Here is an 18,992-nt window from a genome sequence, read left to right on the forward strand (position 1 = left end):
GGGCCGCCCTCCGTCCGCGGACGACCGCGCCCTCCCCGTTTTCCCGCGCAACCCCGCCGACACGGAGCGTTGTCCGAGCCTGGCGGGGTCCAGGTGAGTAGCGTGGCGCCATGAGCGACGAGATCGACACGACCGTCCCGCCCAGCGGCCCCGGCTGCCAGGAGTGCCTCGCGGGCGACGGCTGGTGGGTCCACCTGCGCCGGTGCGCGGCCTGCGGGCACGTGGGCTGTTGCGACAGCTCGCCCGGGCAGCACGCCACCCGCCACTACCGGGACACCGGGCACCCGGTCATCCGGAGCTTCGAGCCGGGGGAGGACTGGTTCTTCGACTTCCGCTCCCAGAAGGCGAGCCGTGGCCCGGACCTGGCGCCGCCGGCCTCGCGCCCGCCGGACCAGCCGGTGCCCGGACCGGCCGACCGCGTCCCGCCCGACTGGAGGGAGCGCGTCCACCGGTAGCGGGGCGGTCCCACACGCTCCACCCGTGCGGCCCGCCACCCGCCTCCCGTCGCCACCGGTCCGGCGTGCGGAGCGGGGCGATGGGTAGCTGCTCCGGCGGAGGCGGTACCGCGGGGTACCGCGCGATCCCCCATCCGACACGGACGCGAGGCGGCAGAGGAAGCATCCACATGAACTCCCTTCACTTGGCGTACGCGGCCATCGGCACGCTCAGCTTGCTTCTCGCACTGTTCAGCAACCGGATCCGGGAACTGCCCCTGAGCGGCCCGCTGTTCTCCCTGCTGCTCGGCGTGGCCGTGGGACCCTACGTGCTCGACCTGTTCCCCCTCTCCACCGAGACACGGGACTCCCTCCTCCTGGAGGGGACCCGTCTCCTGCTTGCCGCCTCGGTCATGACGGCGGCGCTGCGGTTCCCCGTGACCTCCATACGCGGACTGCTGCCCCAGTTCGCGCTGCTGCTGTGCGTCGTCATGCCGCTCGCGGCGGTCGTGACCGGTGCCGCGGCACTGATGCTCGGGCTGCCGCTGGCCCTGGCGGCCCTGGTCGGCGCCTGCCTGTGCCCCACCGACCCCGTGCTCGCCGCGTCGGTGGTGACCGGGGGCCCGGCCGAGCGCGACCTGCCCGCGCGTGTGCGACAGCTCCTCACCGGGGAGAGCGGTGCCAACGACGGGCTCGCCCTGCTCCTGGTGGGGACCGCGGCGGCCGCCGTGCTCCCGCTCACCGGTCCCGGAGACGCGGTGGGGCGCCTGCTGCTGGAGGTCGTGGGAGCCGTGGCCCTGGGCGCGGTCCTGGGAGCGGCCGCGGGCAAGGCGATGGAGGCGGCCACCAGCCGGCGGGAACTGGAGGAGGGGCCCTCGCTCGTCTTCACCCTGCTGCTCGCCGTCTCCGTGCTCGGGGTGGCGCGCCTGGTCGGGGTGGGCGGGGTGCTCGCCGTCTTCGTCGCGGGACTGGCCTACAACTGGACGGTCCGCAGGGGGGAGCGCGGCCCGCAGCAGAACATCGACGAGGCGGTCAACCGCTACCTGGCCCTGCCCGTGTTCGTCCTGCTCGGCACGGCCCTTCCGTGGAACGAGTGGATCGGCTTCGGGCTGGCCGCGCCCGCCTTCGTGCTCGCCGTCCTGCTGCTGCGCCGTCCGCCCCTGCTGATGGCCTTCACCCGGCCGCTGGAACTGCGGCCGCGCGGTGCCGCCTTCACCGGGTGGTTCGGTCCGATGGGTGTCAGCGCGCTCTTCTACGCGGCGCACTCCGCCCACGAGGGCGTGCACGACCCTCGCCTGTTCGCCGCCGTCAGCCTGGCCGTCACGGCCAGCGTGGTCGCGCACGGCATCACCTCGTCGCCCTTCCGCAAGCTGTACGCCCGCTCCCCGGAAGGGGGCGGCCGGGACTCCTGAGCGGGGGCGTGGTGGGCCGGTGAGCCCGGCCGTGCGCCGAGCGGACCACGGGGCCCTCCCGCGTGTGCGGGGCACCCACGTTCCAGAACTCCTCTCCCCCACGTTCACGGAATCCATGAACACCGAGCGTCATAGCCGTTCGTCGAAGACCTGGACGGGTAGCGTGCCGAACCACTCGGATGTGGCTTCAGTGATCGGGAGGTCCGCTCGTGGTCTCGTTTCCCACACATGTCCTCGTGGCGGACGACGGTTCGCCGGAGTCCGACAGAGCCGTCGACACGGCGGCGCAACTGGTGCGCGCCACAGGCTCGTCCCTGTCACTCGTGCATGTCAAAGCGCTGTCACCGACCGTGGTCGGGGTACCGGCCGCTCCGGCCCATGTCGAACGGCTACGCGAACAGGGCCGGGTACTCGTCGGGCGGCGCGTCGCCGAACTCTCCGCCGGAGGAATCGAACCCGAGCACGCCGAGGTCCGGCTGGGCAGGCGAATCGAGGCGGCGGTGACCGACACCGCCATGGAGTGGGGCGCGGGGCTGCTCGTGGTGGGTGCCCGCGGTGGGAATCCGGGACAGCGCTACATCCTGGGCGACGTGTCCGTGCACCTGGTCCGAGAGGCCCGCTGCTCGGTCCTGGTCGTCCATACCGAGGACTACCGGAGCATCTCCCGGACTCTGCCGGAAAACCCCGACCAGGACCACCGTTAGGAGACTTCCGTGCCGGACTTCCGACTGACCCCCCTGGACATGGCGGCCGTCGTGGTGAGTGTGGCCGCGGTCGTGGGCGTCGCCCTCTGGGTCGGGCGCAAGCAGGAGGGGTCCGAGAGCTACTTCCTCGCCGGCCGCACGATGGTCTGGCCGGTGGTCGGGTTCTCCCTCTACGCGACCCAGTTCGGCGGCACACAGTACCTGGGCCTGGCCGGGGCCGGGTTCGAGTCAGGCATCTCCGTGTGGAACTACGAGTGGGTCGCGACGCTCGTACTGCTCGTGTTCGCCCTGCTGATCCTGCCCTTCTACCTCCAGTCCAGGATCACGACGGTGCCCGAGTTCCTCGAACGCCGCTACGACCGCCGGGCCCGCTACGCCTTCTCCGCGTTCACCGTCATCACGGCCATGCTGCTCGACAGCGCCGGCGCGATGTTCGCGGGATCGCTGGTGCTGTCCCTGCTGTTCCCCCAAGTACCGCTGGGGGTGCACATCGCGATCATCGCCCTGCTCGGCGGAGGGTACGTGCTGGTCGGCGGCCTGAAGTCGGTGATGGTCACCGACACCATCCAGGGTGTGGTGCTGTTCAGCGCCGGTGCCGCGCTCTTCGTCACCGTGTTCGCCCAGTTCGACTTCGACTGGTCCGTGCTGCCCGAACTGGCGCCGGAGGGCGGGTTCACGGTCGCGCCGCCGGCCGACGACGACTTCCTGCCCTGGCCGGGCATCTTCACCGGTGCGATCTGGCTGTCGTTCTACGTGTGGGTGACCAACCACATCGTCGTCCAGCGGGTCCTGGCGGCCAAGAACATCGACCACGGCCGGTGGGGCGCGCTGTTCGCCGGAGCCCTGCAGCTTCCCGTGCTGGTCCTGCTCATCTTCCCCGGGGTCCTGGGGCGCGGCATCTACGACGCCGACGAGGTGCCCGACAGCGACATGATCTGGCCCGCCCTGATCTTCGACTTCGTCCCCGTGGGGCTGCGCGGCGTCATCATCGCCGCGCTCCTCTTCGCCCTGATGTCCACGCTGGACTCGGTACTCAACGGCGCCTCAAGCCTCGTGGTCAACGACTTCATCAAGACGCGCAGGCGTGAGTTCACCGAACGGCAGCTGCTCGCCATCGGGCGGATCCTGGTCGGTCTCTTCCTGTTGGCGGCGTCCCTGTGGGCACCGGTGATCACGACCTTCTCCGGCATCGTGGCCTACTTCCAGTCGTTCCTGGGCTACGTGACCATGCCCCTGGTCGTGGTCCTGCTGGGCGGACTGTTCTGGAAGCGCGCGTCCGTCCCGGCGGGTGTGTGGACCCTGGCCGTGGTCCCGTTCGGGCTGCTCGCGTTCTTTCTCACCGAGGTCTTCGGGATGTTCGACATCCAGTTCCTGTACGCGACAGGCATCATGCTCGTGCTGAGTCTGGCGGTGTTCGTGACCGTCTCCCTGACGACCCAGGCGCCGCCGGAGGAGAAGGTCTCCGACATCACCTGGAGCAGGGCGACCTGGCGCAAGGAGACCGAGGACCTGGCCGGAACACCGTGGTACAAGAACTACCGCGTGCTCGCACTGGCCCTCGGCGTGGCCACCGTCTGCTCGGTCGCGCCCTTCGTCTGACGCGGGAGCAGAACAGCGCTCACACCCGTTCGCGGAGGGGTCCGTCCTCCCGGCACGGTTTCCGCCGCGTTCTCCCGCGGGAACGAAGGGGACCACAACCTCCCGTTTCACATGCATGGCCGGACGGACCCGGGGTAGTCGCGGTCACAACCGAGTAACAGCCCGACTCCAAGGAGGCTTGGTGATGCACTCGCAAGAGGGAACAGGCGGGCTCGGAAACAAGGGCGACCGCATGGCCGGGACCGCTCGCGGTACGGCGAGCGAGGTCGCGTCCACGGCCGGGGAGCAGGCACGCTCCCTCGCCGACGAAGCCCGTTCGGAGGCCATGCACGTCACAGGCGACGTCCAGTCCCGGCTCCGTGAGGAGGCCAGGGAGCAGACCCGGCGGACCTCGCAGAACCTGCGCCAGTGGTCCGAGGAACTGTCGTCCATGGCGGACCAGGGAAACCCGCAGTCCCCGGTGAGCGGCGTCGTGCACCAGGTCGCGCAGGGCGGCCGGGGCGCCGCCGACTTCCTGGACGAGCGGGGTGTGGACGGCCTGCTGGAGGAGGCCAGGAGTTTCGCCCAGCGCAGGCCGATGGCCTTCCTCGCCGGCGCGGCGCTGGCCGGGTTCGCGCTCGGACGCGTCCTCAAGGCGTCCTCCTCCGACGGCGGACAGGCCCAGGAGGGCGGATCGCCCGAGGCGATCTCCTCCGGTGAGAGGGCGGGGCCGCCGATGCCGCGGCAGAGCGAGACCGGCTCCAGTGGTTCCGTTCCACCGTTCCAGCAGTCCGCCGCGTCCCGGGAACACCCCGGGCAGCCGCCCGAGGACCCGGGGACGCCGGGGCGGACCCTCTGAAGGGAGCTGACATGGCAACGATTCCCGGCCCGTCCCCGAGCAACAGGGGTGAGGCAGGACCGGCCCCGAGCAGGGACGAGGCAGGAGAGGACCGGTCGCTCTCCGAGCTCCTCGGTGAGGTGACCGGCGATCTGCAGACGCTGTTCCGGCAGGAGATCGCGCTGGCCAAGGCGGAGGTCCGCGAGGAGGCGCAGAAGGCCGGCAAGGCCACCGGCATGCTCGGCGGGGCCGCGGTGGCCGCCTACCTGGCGGTGCTGCTGGCCAGCCTCGCGCTCATGTTCGGCCTGGCCGAGCTCATCGGCCTGGGCTGGGCGGCGCTGGTCGTGGCGGTGCTGTGGGCGATCGTCGGCGGGGTCCTGTTCGTCATGGGCCGCAGCCGCATGCGCGAGGTCTCCCCCAAGCCGGAACGCACCATCGAGACCCTCAGGGAGGACGCGCAATGGGCGAAACACCCGACCAGATAAGGCAGGACATCGAGCGCACCCGCTCCGAGCTGACCCGTGACACCGACCGCCTGGCCAACAGGGCCGACCCGCGCAACATCGTGGAGCGGCGCACCAGGCAGGTCCGGCACAGGGCCCAGCACCTGAAGGAACGGGTCATGGGCTCGACCCCGTCGTCACAGGAGGTGTCCGGACAGATGCGACACACCGCCCACCAGGCGACCGACATGGCGAGGTCCGTTCCGGAACGGGCCGCGCACCAGACGCAGGGCAACCCCATCGCCGCCGGGCTGATCGCCTTCGGCGCCGGGCTCCTGGCCGCCTCGGTCATCTCCGAGAGCCGTGCGGAGCAGCGCGCGGCGCAGCGGGTGGGCGAGCGCGCCGCCCCGGTGATCGAGCCGGCCAAGCAGGCGGTGACGGAGTCCGCCCAGCACGTGAAGGAGCAGGCGACGGAGTCCGCGCGGTCCGCCGGGGAGCACCTGAAGGGCAGTGCCTCGGAGGCCGCGCAGACGACCGGCGAGCACGCCCAGCACCAGGCGAAGTCCGCCGCCGACGAGATGCGCCGTTCCTAGCGGACCGGCACACGAGGGCCCGTGTCCGTTCGGCACCGCCGGGACGCCGACGGCGGTGCCGAACGGAAGGGGCCGGGCCCGCGGAGGCCCGTGAGAGAAGGAGCAGTCGATGGCCGAACGTCACTCTCCGGATCCGGGCAGTGGCCCCTCCTCCCGGGAGGAGACCCGGACACCGACCGAGCCGACCGACATGTCGGCTTCCTCGTGGGGGTCGTCGCTGCGCCGAACCTTCAGTGAGTTCAGCAAGGACGGCCTGAGCGACCTCGCCGCCGGTCTCACCTACTACGCGATCCTGTCCATCTTTCCCGCGCTCCTGGTCCTGCTGTCCCTGCTCGGCCTGGCCGGGCCCGCGGCGACGCGGATCCTGACCGAGAACGCCTCCGCGGCCATGCCCGCCCAGGCGGGCGAACTCCTGACGACGGTCATCGAGAACCTGCAGGGCAACCAGGCCGCGGCCGGCGTGTTCGGCATCATCAGCCTGGCCGTCGCGCTGTGGTCGGCCTCCGGCTACATCGCGGCGTTCATGCGTGCCTCCAACGTCGTCTACGACGTTCCCGAGGGGCGGCCGATCTGGAAGACGCTGCCGATCCGGGTCGGCGTCACCCTGCTGATGGTCGTCCTGCTGACCGTGACGGTGGTGGCCGTCACCGTCACGGGCGGCGTCGCGGAGTGGTTCGGCAACCTGCTGGGCCTGGGACCGACCGTGGTGACGGTGTGGAGCATCGCGAAGTGGCCGGTGGTGCTGCTCATCGTGGTGTTCATGATCGCGCTCCTGTACTGGGCCTCGCCCAACGCCGAGCGCGGGTTCCGCTGGGTCAGTCCGGGCAGCGTGCTGGCGATCGTGCTCTGGCTGCTCGCCTCGGCCGCCTTCGCCTTCTACGTCGCCAACTTCGCCTCCTACAGCAGGACCTACGGCAGCATGGCGACGGTGGTGGTCTTCCTCGTGTGGCTGTGGATCAGCAACATCGCGATCCTGCTGGGCGAGGAGTTCAACTCCGAGATCGAACGCGGACGGGCCATCTCCGGGGGGCAGCCCGCGGACGAGGAGCCCTACGTGGAACTGCGCGACGAGCCCAAGAAGAAGCACCGGCGCTCCGGCAGCAAGCACAAGGAGGAGCAGCGGGAGTGACGGTCCCCGCGCCGGGGACCCGCCCCGGCACACGGCGCCGGCCGGTCCGCCCCCGTCGCGGGGCGGGCCGGCCGAGCTCTGCCGCCCCGGGTGCTCCGGCCTCCGCGGATCAGCCGAGCGCGTTGAGGACCAGCAGGAGCAGGATCGTCAGCGCGGCCGAGACCACGAGGGACAGGAAGCAGCCGAGTCGGTTGCTGAAGAAGACGAACATGGTGCCTGGTACTCCCCTGCGTTGTCGGAAAGGTCCCGGAAGGGGCCGGGCCCGGCTCTTGCCCCCCCTACCCCGTTTTCCGCTCCCTCCGAAGAGGGCATGTCCGCCTTCCGGCGCGGAAGCGCAATGACTTGGGTTCCCACGCGACACATCCTCACCAAACTGGCGTAGGAGCCTTGCGTCCTCCCGGTAAATCGTGAAGGTTTTCTTCTGGAGGCCGGGCCGGGTGCGGGGTGCGGTGAACGTACCGACACGACACCCCTCCCGTCCGGCTCGACGCCCCTGTCAGCGCGACAGAAGCCGGAAGGAACCACGTTGGCGTACCCGAACCGGAGCCGTCCCGCGTCCCGAGCCGCCGGGCCCCGGGCCTCGATCTCCCGCACCGGCGCCCTGTGCGGCGCCTTCGCCGCGGTGCTCGCCGCGGCCCTGGTCCACGCGCCGGCCCCGGTGTCCGTGGCGGCCGCCGAGGCCGTCGACAGCGGGTCCGAACCGTGCCAGACCGACGCCCAGGCCCCGCCCAAGAGACAGATGCGCGCCGAGTGGATCGCCTCGGTGGTCAACATCGACTGGCCCAGCGAACAGGGCCTGACGCCCGAGGAGCAGCAGGCCGAGCTCACCGAGCTCTACGACCAGGCCAGGGCCGACGGCCTCAACGCCGTGTTCGTGCAGATCCGGCCGACCGCCGACGCGTTCTGGCCGTCCCCGTACGAGCCCTGGTCGGAGTGGATCACCGGAAGGCAGGGCACGGACCCGGGCTACGACCCGCTGGAGTTCGCCGTCGAGGAGGCCCACGCCCGCAACCTGGAGTTCCACGGCTGGTTCAACCCCTACCGGGTGGCCATGCACGAGGACCCGGGGCGCCTGGTCCGGGACCACCCCGCCAGGCTCAACCCGGACTGGGTGTTCCCCTACGGCGGCAAGCTCTACTACGACCCGGGGATCCCCGAGGTCCGCGCGTTCGTCATCGAGGCGATGATGCACGCGGTCGAGAACTACGACCTCGACGGGGTGCACTTCGACGACTACTTCTACCCCTATCCGGTGTCCGGTGAGACGGTCCCGGACCGGGACACCTTCGCCGAGCACGGCCGGGGGTTCACCGACATCGAGGACTGGCGGCGCGACAACATCGACCTCCTGGTGGCGGAGATGGACGAGGCGGTGCACGCCGCCAAGCCGCACGTGAAGTTCGGCATCAGCCCGTTCGGGATCTGGCGCAACGACTCCAGCGACCCGGCGGGCTCGGACACCGGCGGCTTCGAGTCCTACAGCCAGATCTACGCCGACAGCCGCAAGTGGGTCCGCGAGGGCTGGGTCGACTACATCAACCCGCAGGTCTACTGGGAGATCGGCCTTCGCGTGGCCGACTACGCGGTACTGGTCCCGTGGTGGGAGCGGGTCACCGAGGGGACCGGCGTACACCTCTACATCGGTCAGGCCGCCTACAAGGCGGGCAACGCGGGCGCCTGGTCCGATCCGGAGGAGCTCGCCCGGCACCTGGAGTTCAACCGCGCCCACCCGGGCGTGCACGGCGACGTCTACTTCAGCGCCGAGTCGCTGCGCACCAACGCCCGGTCCGCCATGGACGTCGTGGTCGAGCGGCACTACGCCCAGCCCGCCCTGATCCCGGTCAAGGAGGACCTCGGGGGCTCGGCTCCCGAACCGCCCAAGGTCGGCGGCGCCGAGCGGGGCGACGGCGGCGTCCGGCTGACCATCCGCCCCGGCCGCGGTCGGGCACCCGCCTACTACGCGGTCTACGCCTTCGACGGCACGCCGAACCGGGGCGGGGCCCCGTGCGGGATCGAGGACCCGCGCGCGATGGTGGGGACCGTGCGCGCCTCCGGGAACGGTGAGACGGTCTTCACAGCGCCCGGCGTCGGGGGCGAACGCACCTACTACGTGACCGCCCTGGACCGGCTGCACCACGAGAGCGGGCCGAGCAACCCGAGGTACGTACCCTGACGCGGGCGCGTGCCCGGCGACGGCCGCGGGAGCAGGTGACCACCGGTCCCCGCGGCCGTCGCCGCGGCCGGGGCCGCCTCGGGGCCGCGGGGCGGGAGCGGGCCGACGCCGGGAGCGACCCTCCCGGTTCAGCCGACCCGCCTGCCCATGGCCGGGTGCTCCCCGCCGGGATCGCCCACGGCCTCGAACCCGCACGCCTCGAAGAACTCCATCCGCTCGCGCACACCCGTGCCCTCCTCGGGGAACAGGAACACCCACCGGACCCCGGCCTCCCGCGCGACGCGCACGAACGCCTCCATGAGCCCCCTCCCGACCCCCTGCCTGCGTGTGCCGGGGTCGACGACGATCGCGAGCACGTACCCGTGCGGGGGCGGGACCGGGGCGCCGGGTCCGGTGTACGCGTCGTCCACCACCCCCTCCAGCCAGCCCACGAGGCGGCCGCGGAGCTCGGCGACCAGCGCCACGACCCCCTCGGGCAGACGGCCGTTCGCGTAGGCCTTCGTGTCGAGGTGCGGGGCGGCGCGCCCGATGAGGGACACGATCGCGGGAGCGTCCTCGGCGACGGCGGGACGGACAGGCATGGAAGCACGGTAACGCGAGGGGCCCCGCCGAGACGGGATCCCTCCCGGCCGGTTCAGCCCTCGGTGATCTCGCGAACCTCGGCGCCGATGGTCCAGTGCTCCGGGTGGGCCGACAGGAACCGGCCGGTCCACTCCAGGGCCTCGGCCCGGTCCTTGGCCCGAAGGATCGCGTAACCGCCGATGACCTCCTTGGTCTCGGTGAAGGGCCCGTCGGTGTAGCCGAGCCTGCCCCCCGGACCAGGTCACCCGGGTCCCTTCCGAGGTCGGGACGAGCCCGGCCGTCTCCACCATGACCCCGGCTCTGCTGATCTCCTCGAACAGGGCTCCCATGCGCTCCTCGAACCCGGGATCCGGGGTCTGGTCGGCGAAGCCCTGCTCGTCGATACGGATCATCGTCAGAAAGCGCGGCATGTCCACTCCTCGTCTGCTGCGGCGGGTCCCTTCCCCGCCTCTCCTCCTCACGACGAGCGGGAGGCCGCCGGATCGACACACGCCGCGGGATTTTCCCGGGATTCCTCGGAAGGGCCCCTCCGGCGCCGGGTCGGGCCGGGCTCCGGACGCGGAGGACACGTAGCTTGGCCGCATGGACATCGATCTGCGTACACGCACGGCCCTGGTGACCGGTTCGACCCAGGGAATCGGCCTGGCGATCGCGACGACGCTGGCGCGTGCCGGTGCCGTGGTGGCGGTCAACGGGCGCAGCGAGGAGAAGGTCGCCCGCGCGGTGGAGGCGGTCTCCGCCGACGTGCCGGGGGCCGAACTGGTGCCCGCGGCAGCCGACGTGACCACGGAGGAGGGCGCGGGGCGGATCCGGGAGCTGCTGCCCGACCTCGACGTGCTCGTCAACAACCTCGGGATCTTCGGCGCCGAGGACGCGCTGGCCATCACCGACGACGAGTGGCGCCGCTACTTCGAGGTCAACGTGCTCTCCGCCGTGCGCCTGACCAGGGAGTTCCTGCCCGGAATGAAGGAGCGGCGGTGGGGCCGCGTGCTCAACATCGCCAGCGACTCGGCCGTGGTGGTCCCGGCCGAGATGATCCACTACGGCGTGTCCAAGACGGCGCTGCTCGCGGTCTCGCGCGGGTTCGCCAAGGAGGCCGCGGGCACGGGGGTGACCGTCAACTCGGTGATCGCCGGTCCCACCCACACCGGCGGCGTGGAGGACTTCGTCTACCAGCTCGTCGACCGGGACCTGCCCTGGGAGGAGGCCCAGCGCGAGTTCATGCGCCTGCACCGGCCGCAGTCGCTCCTCCAGCGGTTGATCGAGCCCGAGGAGATCGCGAACATGGTCGCCTACCTGAGCTCTCCCCTGGCCTCGGCGACCACGGGGGCCGCCGTACGAGTGGACGGGGGCTACGTCGACTCCATCATCCCCTGACGGCGGTCGAGGAGGAGGCGTCGGACCGGGGAGGCCGTCGCCAGGAGGGTCGCCGCGGCCCTGGCCGGGGCGCCGACCAAGGGGGAACGTGGCCGTTCTTCTCCTGCGGACCTTCCGTTGAACCGCGAAGGCGCGGCTTCGGTGGCAGCGGCGGGCCGCGCTGGTGGTGGACGAAGGCTGCGTGCAACAGCTCGGAGAGCGCTCTCCGACCAGGGTCGCCCGGCGCTCACACTGTGCCGGGACACCGTTGGCGCACGGATCCCGAAGGACCGCCGGGCGGCGTCCCCCCGGGGCCCGCGGCCGTTTCCTCAACCGCCCCCGTCCACGGAACGGTGGAGCCGTTCGGCGAGCGCGGCGGTGCTGCGCGCGAACTCCTCGGGCCCCTCGACCGTGAAGGGCAGGCCGGTGAGCGCGAGGACGATGGCGAGCCACTCGTGGGAGTCCACCCGCGCGGTGTAGCGCGCCCGGTCGGGACCGACCGGTTCGAGGGCGCCCTCGATCCGCACGATCCGTGCCGCCACCTCCTCGGCCGGCGCGGCGAACAGGACCGACACCGTGTGCCGGACCTCCGCGTCGCGAAAACCCCGCTCCAGGTGGTCGGCGAGGTGCTCCTTCGGCGGTTCCCTGCGTGTGAAGGGCGCCCGGGTCGGGGTGACCGCGGAGATCCGGTCCAGGCGGAAGGTCCGCCAGTCGTCGCGCTCGCGGTCCCAGGCGAACAGGTACCAGCGCCGCCCGGACAGGACCAGCCGGTACGGGTCCGCCTTCCGGCGGCGCTCGCGGCCGTCCCCGCCCCGGTGGACCATCCGGACCCAGTGCCCGTCCGCCACGGCCTCCCCCAGGTCGGTGAGGACCTCCGGCCGCACGCCCGGCCACACCTGCTGCTCCGGCTCGACCGCCTCGGTCAGGGCGGCCGCCCGCCGGGCCAGGCGGGCGGGGAGCACCTGGCCGAGCTTGGCCAGGGCGCGTTCCGCGCTCTCCTCCACCCCCTCCACCCCGCCGAGCCCGGCGGCGACGATCCGCAGGCCGAGGGTCGCCGCGACGACCTCGTCGTCCTCGAACAGCAGGGGCGGCACCGCGCGGCCCGCGACCAGCCGGTAGTGGCCTCCCGGTCCCCGGAGGCTCTCCACGGCGTAACCCAGCTCGCGCAGCCGGTCGATGTCGCGGCGCAGCGACCGCGGACTGGTGTCCAGGGCCTCGGCCAGGTCGGCGCCGGACCAGGCCCTGCCGGTCTGGAGCAGGGAAAGCAGGCGCAGCATCCGCGCACTCGTGTCGGCCATGTCCACGATTCTGCCCCGTATTGTGGCCGGATTCTGGCCACAAGGGTCCGTAGCGTGGCGCCATGAGCATCGACACGGCACAGCCACGGCCCGTCGCGGTGGACGAGATCATCGTGGAGGGAGCCAGAACGCACAACCTGCGCGGGATCGACGTCCGGATCCCCCGGAACCGGATCACGGTGTTCACCGGGGTCTCCGGGTCGGGCAAGTCCTCACTGGTGTTCGACACCGTCGCGGCCGAGTCGCGGCGCCAGCTCAACGACACCTACGACAGCTTCGTCCGCAACCGTCTGGGCCATCCCGGCAGGCCCGACGCCGACCGGATCGACAACCTGTCGGTCGCGGTGGTCCTGGACCAGCGGCGCCTGTCGGGCAACGCCCGCTCGACGGTCGGCACGGCCACGGACATCGCGCCACTGGTGCGGCTGCTGTTCTCCCGGATCGGTGAGCCCTCCGCCGGGCTCTCCCACGTGTTCTCGTTCAACGACCCGCGCGGCATGTGCCCGGAGTGCCAGGGGCTGGGGACCGTGAACCGCGTGGACGCGGAGGCACTGATCGACCCGGACCTGTCCCTGGACGAGGGGGCGATCCGATTCCCGACCTTCGCGCCCGGTACGTGGCGGTGGAAGCGCTACGTGCACTCCGGCCTGTTCGACCGCGCCAAGCCCCTGCGCGAGTACACGCCCGCCGAGCGGGAGCTGCTGCTGTACGCCGAGGGTGTCCGCCCGCCCCGCCCCGACCCGGAGTTCCCCAAGACGGGGACCTTCGAGGGCGTGGTGCCCCGCCTCGTCCGCAGCTACCTCACCTCCGAGTCCCCCGGCCTGTCCGAGCGGGACCGCGCCGCGCTCGACCGGGTGGTCGGCTCCGGCCCCTGCCCGGAGTGCGGGGGTGCGCGGTTGAACCGGACCGCCCTGGCCTGCCGGATCGGCCCGCACAACATCGCCGAGTGGTGTGCGATGCCCGTCGCCGACCTGGCCGGGGTCGTGGGCGGGATCGACGTGGAGCGGGTCCGGCCGCTGACCGACGCCCTGGTCGAGCGGCTCGGGTACCTGGACCGGGTGGGCCTGGGCTACCTCAGCCTCGACCGGGCCTCGGGAACGCTCTCGGGCGGGGAGGCGCAGCGGGTGCGGCTGGTCCGGCACATGGGCGGGTCGCTGACCGGGTTGACCTACGTGTTCGACGAACCCAGCACCGGCCTGCACCCGGCCGACGTACACCGGCTGACGGACCTGATGCGGCGGCTGCGCGACAAGGGCAACACGGTGCTGGTGGTGGAGCACGACCCCGACGTCATCGCGCTCGCCGACCACGTGGTCGACATGGGTCCCGGGGCCGGCCGCGACGGCGGCCGGGTGGTCTACGAGGGGCCGGTCAAGGGGCTGCTGGACACGGACACCCCGACCGGACGGTACCTGCGCGGTCCGCGCGCCGTGCGCGGGAGGGTCCGGGCACCCCGGGGGAGCATCGAGATCCGCGGCGCGCGCCTGCACAACCTCAGGGGCGTGGACGTGTCGGTGCCGACGGGGGTGCTGACCGTGGTCACGGGGGTGGCCGGATCCGGCAAGAGCTCGCTGGCGGGCGGGGAGCTGACCCGGGTGCGGCCGGACGCGGTCGCCGTCACCCAGGGCGCGGCCGGGGGCGGGAGCCGGTCGACCCCGGCGACGTTCCTGGGCGTGCTGGACAAGGTGCGGGAGCTGTTCGCCCGGCGCAACGGAGTGGCGGCGTCGTGGTTCAGCGCGAACTCCAGGGGCGCCTGCCCCACGTGCCGCGGACGCGGGGTGGTCACCACCGACCTGGCCTTCCTGGACGACGTGGAGACCGTCTGCGAGGCCTGCCGGGGCACGCGGTTCAACGACCGGGCCCTCTCTTACCTCCTGGACGGCCGGACCATCGCCGAGGTGCTGGGGATGACCGCCGTGGAGGCGGCCGGGTTCTTCGGGGAGCCGGAGATCGGTGACGCGCTCGACCGCCTGGTCCGGGTGGGGCTGCCCTACCTCACCCTCGGCCAGTCGCTGGACACGCTGTCGGGCGGTGAGCGCCAGCGGCTCAAGCTGGCCCGGGAACTGGCCGCCCCCGCGCCGGTGTACGTGCTCGACGAGCCCACGGCCGGGCTGCACGGAGGCGACGTGGACCGGCTGCTCTCACTGTTCGACCACATGGTCGACGCGGGGACGAGCCTGGTGGTCGTGGAGCACCACCTGGACGTGGTCGCGTACGCGGACCACGTCATCGACCTGGGGCCGGGCGCCGGGACGCACGGGGGCCGGGTGGTCTTCGAGGGCACCCCGGCCCGGATGGCCCGGTCGGGGACCGGCGCGACCGCCGAGGCGCTGCGGCGGTATCTGGAGGGGGTGTAGCGGGACGGCGGGCACGAGGCCTTCCCCGGGGACCGGGAGCGCAGCGCGGGCGCCGCGGCGTTCCGCCGACCTGATGCGGAGGCCTCTCCGCCGCCGCCGAGGGCCGGCTCGGGGACGCGGCCGGTGTGATCGTGGACACCACCGGTACTCCCCGGCCCGGGCGGCCTCCGAGGTCGCCGCCCGCCTCTCCCGCTGACCAGCGGACCTCCTGGGGAGCGGATGCGCAGGAGGTGCGTTCCGGCCCAGCCTGATCACTCTGCGCACCTGTCCCTTACCGAGGGTTTATCCGGAGAGGGTAGACAGGGGACAACCTACGGAGTGAGTGATCGATGTTCGACGACGTGATCGACTGGTTCAAGGGCCTCTTCGGCGGAGCCGCCGAGGACGCGGTCCAGGGGGCGTCCGACACCCTGGGCGCGGGGATGGGCACCGCGCAGGAGGCGGCGCAGACCTTCGGCGAGGGCGCCATGGGCGCCACCGAGAGCGCGCAGGCCTACGGCGAGGAGGCCCTCGGCGGCGCCACGGAGGGTGCGCAGGCCTACGGCGAGGAGGCCGTCGGCGGCTTCCAGGACGGCGCCGCCGAGGCCTACGGCGGTTTCCAGGAGCAGGCCGACACCGTGAGCGGCGTCGTGGAGGACCCGGGCGGCGCCGCCACCGACGCGGCGCGGGACCACCTCTTCGGCGACACCCCCTGACGAAGGGCCCTCCCCCGGTGGGAGGGCCCCGCCCCCCGTGCCCGGTGCACCCTCCGGTCGGGAAGGCCGCGGCGACGCCCTCCCGCGGCACGTACGCGACCATGGCCTGCTGCTCCGAGGCGGAGTGGTCGGCGGTCGCCGGGACCCGTCCCAGGTCCCGCGGCTCCTCGCCGTCCGGCACGTCCATGACCGTGTGGTCGCGGACGCGGGGCGCCTCCTCGGTGCGGACCGGCACGCCCGCGTCCACGTACATCCCGTACCGCTCGGCGCCCTCCCGGACGCCGTCCACCAGGAGGACCCGACCAGCCTCCAGCGTGCAGGCCACCGCCTCGGCGCCCGCGGCCGCCTCTCGCCCGGTACCGGCCGGGGTCGTCGACGACGGAGAGGCGTTCGCGCGTCCGCGCCGCACGGACTGGTCGGGCGGTCGGACATGCCGATCGACCTGGAGTACGACCTGACCGGAACGCTCTCCCCGACCGTGGAGACGGCGGCCTACTTCGTGGTCGCCGAGGCGGTGACCAACGCGGTCAAGCACGCGGGGACCGAGCGGATCGGTGTGCGGGTCGAAGGCACTGACGAGGAGGGAACGGAGTCCGTGGTGGTACGGGTGGGCGGAGCGGACCCCGCGGGTGGCGGGCTGGCCGGGTTGGCCAGCCGGGTCGAGGCGCTCGACGGTCGGCTGTCGGTGGACAGTCCCGTGGGCGGGCCGACGACGGTCAGGGCGCAACTGCCGTGCGGGTGATCGTGGCCGAGGACTCGGCACTGCTGCGCGAGGGGCTCGTGCGGCTCCTGCAGGACGAGGGGCACCGGGTGGCCGCCTCGGTCGGGGACGCCGACGCCCTGCTGGCGGCGGTCGGCGAGGAGGCGCCCGGCGTGGCCGTGGTGGACGTGCGCATGCCGCCCACGCACACCGACGAGGGGCTGCGCGCGGCGGTGCGGATCCGCCGGGAGCTCCCCGCCGTGGGGGTGCTGGTGCTGTCCCAGTACGTGGAGAAGCGGTACGCCACCCGGTTGTTCGGTGAGAACACCACCGGTGTGGGCTACCTGCTCAAGGACCGGGTGGTGGAGGTCGACGAGTTCCTCGAAGCCCTGGTCAGGGTGGGCGGAGGCGGTGCCGCCTTCGATCCGGAGGTGGTGCGGCACCTGCTCGCGGACAGCAGCCGCGCGGACCCGCTGGGGCGCCTGACCGGGCGCGAGCGCGACGTCATGGCCCTCATGGCCCAGGGGCACACCAACCCGGCGATCGCGGCGACGCTGTTCGTCTCGCAGAGCGCCGTGGAAAAGCACGCCAACGCGATTCTTCGACAAGCTCGACCTGGGCGACACGGCGGGATACAGCCGCCGCGTCCTGGCGGTGCTGCGCTACATGGGCACCTGAGGCACCGGGCCCGTGTGCCCGGCCCGCCCCCGGCGGGCCTCCTGGCCGGCGCGGGCGCCGGACGGCCCGGTGGCGGCCCCTACCCGCGGCTTCGGGCGACGGTTCGCGTGGTCGGCCGGAGGCGGCGTGAGGCCGCGCGGCGGGGAGTGGTTCCCGCCGCGCGGCCGCGGCTGGGGCCCGTCGGGGGTGAGGGTCCCGACGGGCCCTGTCCGGCGGAGGATTCCGGACAGCCGGCAGGGGTGGTCGGAAGGATCAGCCGAAGTTCACGTCACTGCACAGGTAGTAGACCTGGTCCATGTGGGACGCCTGCCAGATGGTGAACACGACGTGGTGACCGGACCGGCCCGAGGTGCTGACGTCGATGTAGGTGTCCAGGGCGGGCGGACGGGAACCGGTCTCCTCGACCAGTTCGAGGTCGTCCCAGCCCAGTGCCTGGGTGGTCGGGTCGAAGCCCTGCTCGGTGACGTAGACCTTGAAGTAGTCCGCGCCGTGCTGGGCCTGGTCGTAGAGGTGGAGGGTGAAGTCGTCGCCGACGTCGGTGGTCTTCCACGGGCCGACCGCGTCCATCGAGTCGTAGCGGCCGCCCTCGGTGTTACCGCCGCTGCACAGGGTGCCGTCGGGGATCTGGCCCTGGTGGTCGCCGCCCACGTTGTTGCGGTACAGGCCGTTCCAGTTCCACATGGCGTTGGGGTTGTCCTGCCACGCCTGCCAGCACATGGGGTCTTCCTGGGCCATGGCCGGGTTCTGGTGGTCGGAGCCCCAGCGCTCCCAGCAGCCGTAGTTGCGGCTGGCGGGGTCGACGATCGATCCGTGTGCGGAGGCGGGAGCGGCCATCGTGGTCAGGCCCAGCAGGGGCAGGGAGGCCAGGACGAGCGCACGGGCGGCCCAGTGGCGGTTGCGGGTGGTCTGACTGGTCTTGTTTTCCATTGCGATCTCCGTCTTTCTCGGCTTGGTCAGCCGACCGACGGGGAGCGCTCCCATGCCGCATGTTACCCAACGGAGCCGGGTCGAAACAGAAGGGAGGGGAAATCCGTGGCGCCGACCGGGTAACCGTCACCGCCGTGTCGGCACCCGCGCGGCTCGCCAGCAGGAAGAACACCGGCGAACACCACCGCCGCGCCCCCGACCGCCCCTCCCTCCCCGACACGGGAGCCGCGACGCGGGCGGCACGGCCGGCGGCCGCACCGGATCACCGGCCCCGTACTCCCCGGGCACACCCGCCAAGGCGGGCGATCAGCTCCACCGCGCCCTCGGCCCCGGCCTCGTCCGCCGGCGGTGCGCCTCGCCACCGGCCGGCACCACGTACGGTCCGCCCTCGCCGCCGGGAATCCACCGTGACGCGCCGGCCCGGGAGACGCCGCGCGCCGGGACCACCCGGGACGGGCCCCGCCGCCGACCGACTGTGACACAGGCCACTACCTGCGAATTCATTCAAAGGGAACGGTGTACCAGAAATACTCGCTTCATATGGTGTTTACATATCACCATTGGCGGGCTACCGTTCAGGAAAGCGTTGGGGTTCCGTAACCCGGAGTCACGGAATCCGGCGCCGTCTCGCACACCTTGTTCACACCTGTCTCCTACAACCCGCTCACCTTCGACTGGGAGCGCTCCCACTCTTCCAGTTCTTTCACTCGGCTTTATCCCCGGATCTAAGGCACGAGAATGCCCCGCTCACCTCCATAAACGCATGGAATTCCCCTTCATTCGTCTGTCGGGCCGTGGCCCCGGCACCTTCCGAACGCTCCTTCTGGCGACCCCCCTTCCACAAGGAAAGAAGAGATGAGCACACCCCCCCGTGGCGCGAACCTACGTTCGTGGACACGACGCGGCCTCGCCGCGACATCCGCCCTGGTGCTCGGCACCAGTCTCGCGGCTATCACCTCCTCACCGGCCAGCGCCGCGGCCGGCTGTGAGGTCGACTACCAGGTCAACGACTGGGGCTCGGGCTTCACCGCGGCCGTGAGCATCACCAACCTCGGCGACGCGGTCGACGGCTGGACCCTGGAATGGGACTTCGCC

The 18,992-nt window shown here is 72.1% G+C and carries 17 protein-coding genes and 2 pseudogenes; 15 read left to right on the forward strand and 4 right to left on the reverse strand.

All coding sequences use genetic code 11. The annotated features are described in order from the left end of the window. Positions 1-110: 110 nt before the first annotated feature. The 9 genes from A6A08_RS13165 to A6A08_RS13205 all read left to right on the forward strand — a co-directional run bounded on the left by A6A08_RS13165 (position 111) and on the right by A6A08_RS13205 (position 9,304). Positions 111-455: a UBP-type zinc finger domain-containing protein gene (locus A6A08_RS13165; RefSeq protein WP_073702883.1), complete on the forward strand. Its 345-nt coding sequence runs from the start codon at positions 111-113 to the stop codon at positions 453-455. Positions 456-625: 170 nt separating this feature from the next. Continuing rightward, positions 626-1,846 (forward strand): cation:proton antiporter, encoded by a 1,221-nt coding sequence (locus A6A08_RS13170; protein WP_073702884.1) that lies wholly within the window; start codon positions 626-628, stop codon positions 1,844-1,846. A 236-nt stretch (positions 1,847-2,082) separates the two neighbouring features. Next, positions 2,083-2,550, forward strand: a complete 468-nt coding sequence (locus tag A6A08_RS13175; RefSeq protein WP_242422551.1) for a universal stress protein — start codon at positions 2,083-2,085, stop codon at positions 2,548-2,550. Between the two features lie 9 nt (positions 2,551-2,559). Then, entirely contained in the window at positions 2,560-4,149 is a 1,590-nt protein-coding gene (locus A6A08_RS13180; RefSeq protein ID WP_073702886.1) for a sodium/solute symporter, read from the forward strand. A 184-nt stretch (positions 4,150-4,333) separates the two neighbouring features. Next, positions 4,334-4,987: a hypothetical protein gene (locus A6A08_RS13185; RefSeq protein WP_073702887.1), complete on the forward strand. Its 654-nt coding sequence runs from the start codon at positions 4,334-4,336 to the stop codon at positions 4,985-4,987. 11 nt (positions 4,988-4,998) lie between these two features. Further along, a complete protein-coding gene (locus A6A08_RS13190; RefSeq protein WP_073702888.1) occupies positions 4,999-5,451 on the forward strand; it encodes a phage holin family protein in 453 nt (150 codons plus the stop codon). Beyond that, complete coding sequence (locus A6A08_RS13195; protein WP_073702889.1) at positions 5,427-6,002, forward strand: DUF3618 domain-containing protein; 576 nt, start codon at positions 5,427-5,429, stop codon at positions 6,000-6,002. The genes A6A08_RS13190 and A6A08_RS13195 overlap by 25 nt, the downstream gene beginning before the upstream one ends. Before the next feature lie 109 nt (positions 6,003-6,111). Further along, the gene (locus A6A08_RS13200) at positions 6,112-7,131 is read left to right on the forward strand and encodes a YihY/virulence factor BrkB family protein (protein WP_073702890.1); all 1,020 of its coding nucleotides are present in this window, start codon (positions 6,112-6,114) and stop codon (positions 7,129-7,131) included. Between the two features lie 526 nt (positions 7,132-7,657). After that, the gene (locus A6A08_RS13205) at positions 7,658-9,304 is read left to right on the forward strand and encodes a glycoside hydrolase family 10 protein (RefSeq protein ID WP_073702891.1); all 1,647 of its coding nucleotides are present in this window, start codon (positions 7,658-7,660) and stop codon (positions 9,302-9,304) included. A 128-nt stretch (positions 9,305-9,432) separates the two neighbouring features. Here the strand turns inward: A6A08_RS13205 and A6A08_RS13210 are convergent, their stop codons facing one another. Together A6A08_RS13210 and A6A08_RS29360 are read right to left on the reverse strand one after the other, a co-directional pair. Continuing rightward, a complete protein-coding gene (locus A6A08_RS13210) occupies positions 9,433-9,885 on the reverse strand; it encodes a GNAT family N-acetyltransferase (RefSeq protein WP_073702892.1) in 453 nt (150 codons plus the stop codon). A 53-nt stretch (positions 9,886-9,938) separates the two neighbouring features. Next, positions 9,939-10,106: pseudogene (locus A6A08_RS29360) on the reverse strand (YciI family protein); the annotation flags it as partial. Between the two features lie 362 nt (positions 10,107-10,468). On the opposite strand from A6A08_RS29360, the gene A6A08_RS13220 reads away from it, so the two are divergent. Then, complete coding sequence (locus A6A08_RS13220; protein ID WP_073702893.1) at positions 10,469-11,263, forward strand: SDR family NAD(P)-dependent oxidoreductase; 795 nt, start codon at positions 10,469-10,471, stop codon at positions 11,261-11,263. Between the two features lie 308 nt (positions 11,264-11,571). Here A6A08_RS13220 and A6A08_RS13225 read toward each other — a convergent pair whose 3' ends face one another. Then, the gene (locus A6A08_RS13225) at positions 11,572-12,540 is read right to left on the reverse strand and encodes a YafY family protein (RefSeq protein ID WP_073702901.1); all 969 of its coding nucleotides are present in this window, start codon (positions 12,538-12,540) and stop codon (positions 11,572-11,574) included. A 62-nt stretch (positions 12,541-12,602) separates the two neighbouring features. Between A6A08_RS13225 and A6A08_RS13230 the strand changes: the two genes are divergently transcribed. The 4 genes and pseudogenes from A6A08_RS13230 (at position 12,603) to A6A08_RS13245 (ending at position 16,970) form a co-directional block, all read left to right on the forward strand. Continuing rightward, positions 12,603-14,897, forward strand: a complete 2,295-nt coding sequence (locus A6A08_RS13230) for an excinuclease ABC subunit UvrA (RefSeq protein WP_073702894.1) — start codon at positions 12,603-12,605, stop codon at positions 14,895-14,897. Between the two features lie 329 nt (positions 14,898-15,226). After that, entirely contained in the window at positions 15,227-15,592 is a 366-nt protein-coding gene (locus tag A6A08_RS13235) for a hypothetical protein (RefSeq protein ID WP_073702895.1), read from the forward strand. Between the two features lie 430 nt (positions 15,593-16,022). Further along, positions 16,023-16,334 carry a sensor histidine kinase gene (locus A6A08_RS13240; RefSeq protein ID WP_338013127.1) on the forward strand — a complete coding sequence of 104 codons (312 nt, stop codon included), beginning with the start codon at positions 16,023-16,025 and terminating at the stop codon, positions 16,332-16,334. Continuing rightward, a pseudogene (locus A6A08_RS13245) lies at positions 16,325-16,970 on the forward strand (response regulator). Before A6A08_RS13240 ends, A6A08_RS13245 begins: the two are co-directional and overlap by 10 nt. A 252-nt stretch (positions 16,971-17,222) precedes the next feature. Here A6A08_RS13245 and A6A08_RS13250 read toward each other — a convergent pair. After that, the gene (locus A6A08_RS13250; protein WP_073702897.1) at positions 17,223-17,897 is read right to left on the reverse strand and encodes a lytic polysaccharide monooxygenase; all 675 of its coding nucleotides are present in this window, start codon (positions 17,895-17,897) and stop codon (positions 17,223-17,225) included. 855 nt (positions 17,898-18,752) lie between these two features. Here A6A08_RS13250 and A6A08_RS13255 point away from each other — a divergent pair. Further along, positions 18,753-18,992 (forward strand): cellulose binding domain-containing protein (locus A6A08_RS13255; protein ID WP_199866921.1); only part of this gene is annotated, 240 nt, incomplete at its 3' end.

Source organism: Nocardiopsis sp. TSRI0078 (genome assembly GCF_001905145.1).
GTDB lineage: Bacteria > Actinomycetota > Actinomycetes > Streptosporangiales > Streptosporangiaceae > Nocardiopsis.

Coding starts and splice junctions, on each gene's coding strand:
- A6A08_RS13185 (WP_073702887.1), top strand. CDS start 4,334: ATGCACTCGCAAGAGGGAACAGGCGGGCTCGGAAACAAGGGCGACCGC.
- A6A08_RS13240 (WP_338013127.1), top strand. CDS start 16,023: ATGCCGATCGACCTGGAGTACGACCTGACCGGAACGCTCTCCCCGACC.
- A6A08_RS13220 (WP_073702893.1), top strand. CDS start 10,469: ATGGACATCGATCTGCGTACACGCACGGCCCTGGTGACCGGTTCGACC.
- A6A08_RS13190 (WP_073702888.1), top strand. CDS start 4,999: ATGGCAACGATTCCCGGCCCGTCCCCGAGCAACAGGGGTGAGGCAGGA.
- A6A08_RS13225 (WP_073702901.1), bottom strand. CDS start 12,540: ATGGCCGACACGAGTGCGCGGATGCTGCGCCTGCTTTCCCTGCTCCAG.
- A6A08_RS13165 (WP_073702883.1), top strand. CDS start 111: ATGAGCGACGAGATCGACACGACCGTCCCGCCCAGCGGCCCCGGCTGC.
- A6A08_RS13235 (WP_073702895.1), top strand. CDS start 15,227: ATGTTCGACGACGTGATCGACTGGTTCAAGGGCCTCTTCGGCGGAGCC.
- A6A08_RS13170 (WP_073702884.1), top strand. CDS start 626: ATGAACTCCCTTCACTTGGCGTACGCGGCCATCGGCACGCTCAGCTTG.
- A6A08_RS13195 (WP_073702889.1), top strand. CDS start 5,427: ATGGGCGAAACACCCGACCAGATAAGGCAGGACATCGAGCGCACCCGC.
- A6A08_RS13210 (WP_073702892.1), bottom strand. CDS start 9,885: ATGCCTGTCCGTCCCGCCGTCGCCGAGGACGCTCCCGCGATCGTGTCC.
- A6A08_RS13230 (WP_073702894.1), top strand. CDS start 12,603: ATGAGCATCGACACGGCACAGCCACGGCCCGTCGCGGTGGACGAGATC.
- A6A08_RS13200 (WP_073702890.1), top strand. CDS start 6,112: ATGGCCGAACGTCACTCTCCGGATCCGGGCAGTGGCCCCTCCTCCCGG.
- A6A08_RS13250 (WP_073702897.1), bottom strand. CDS start 17,897: ATGGAAAACAAGACCAGTCAGACCACCCGCAACCGCCACTGGGCCGCC.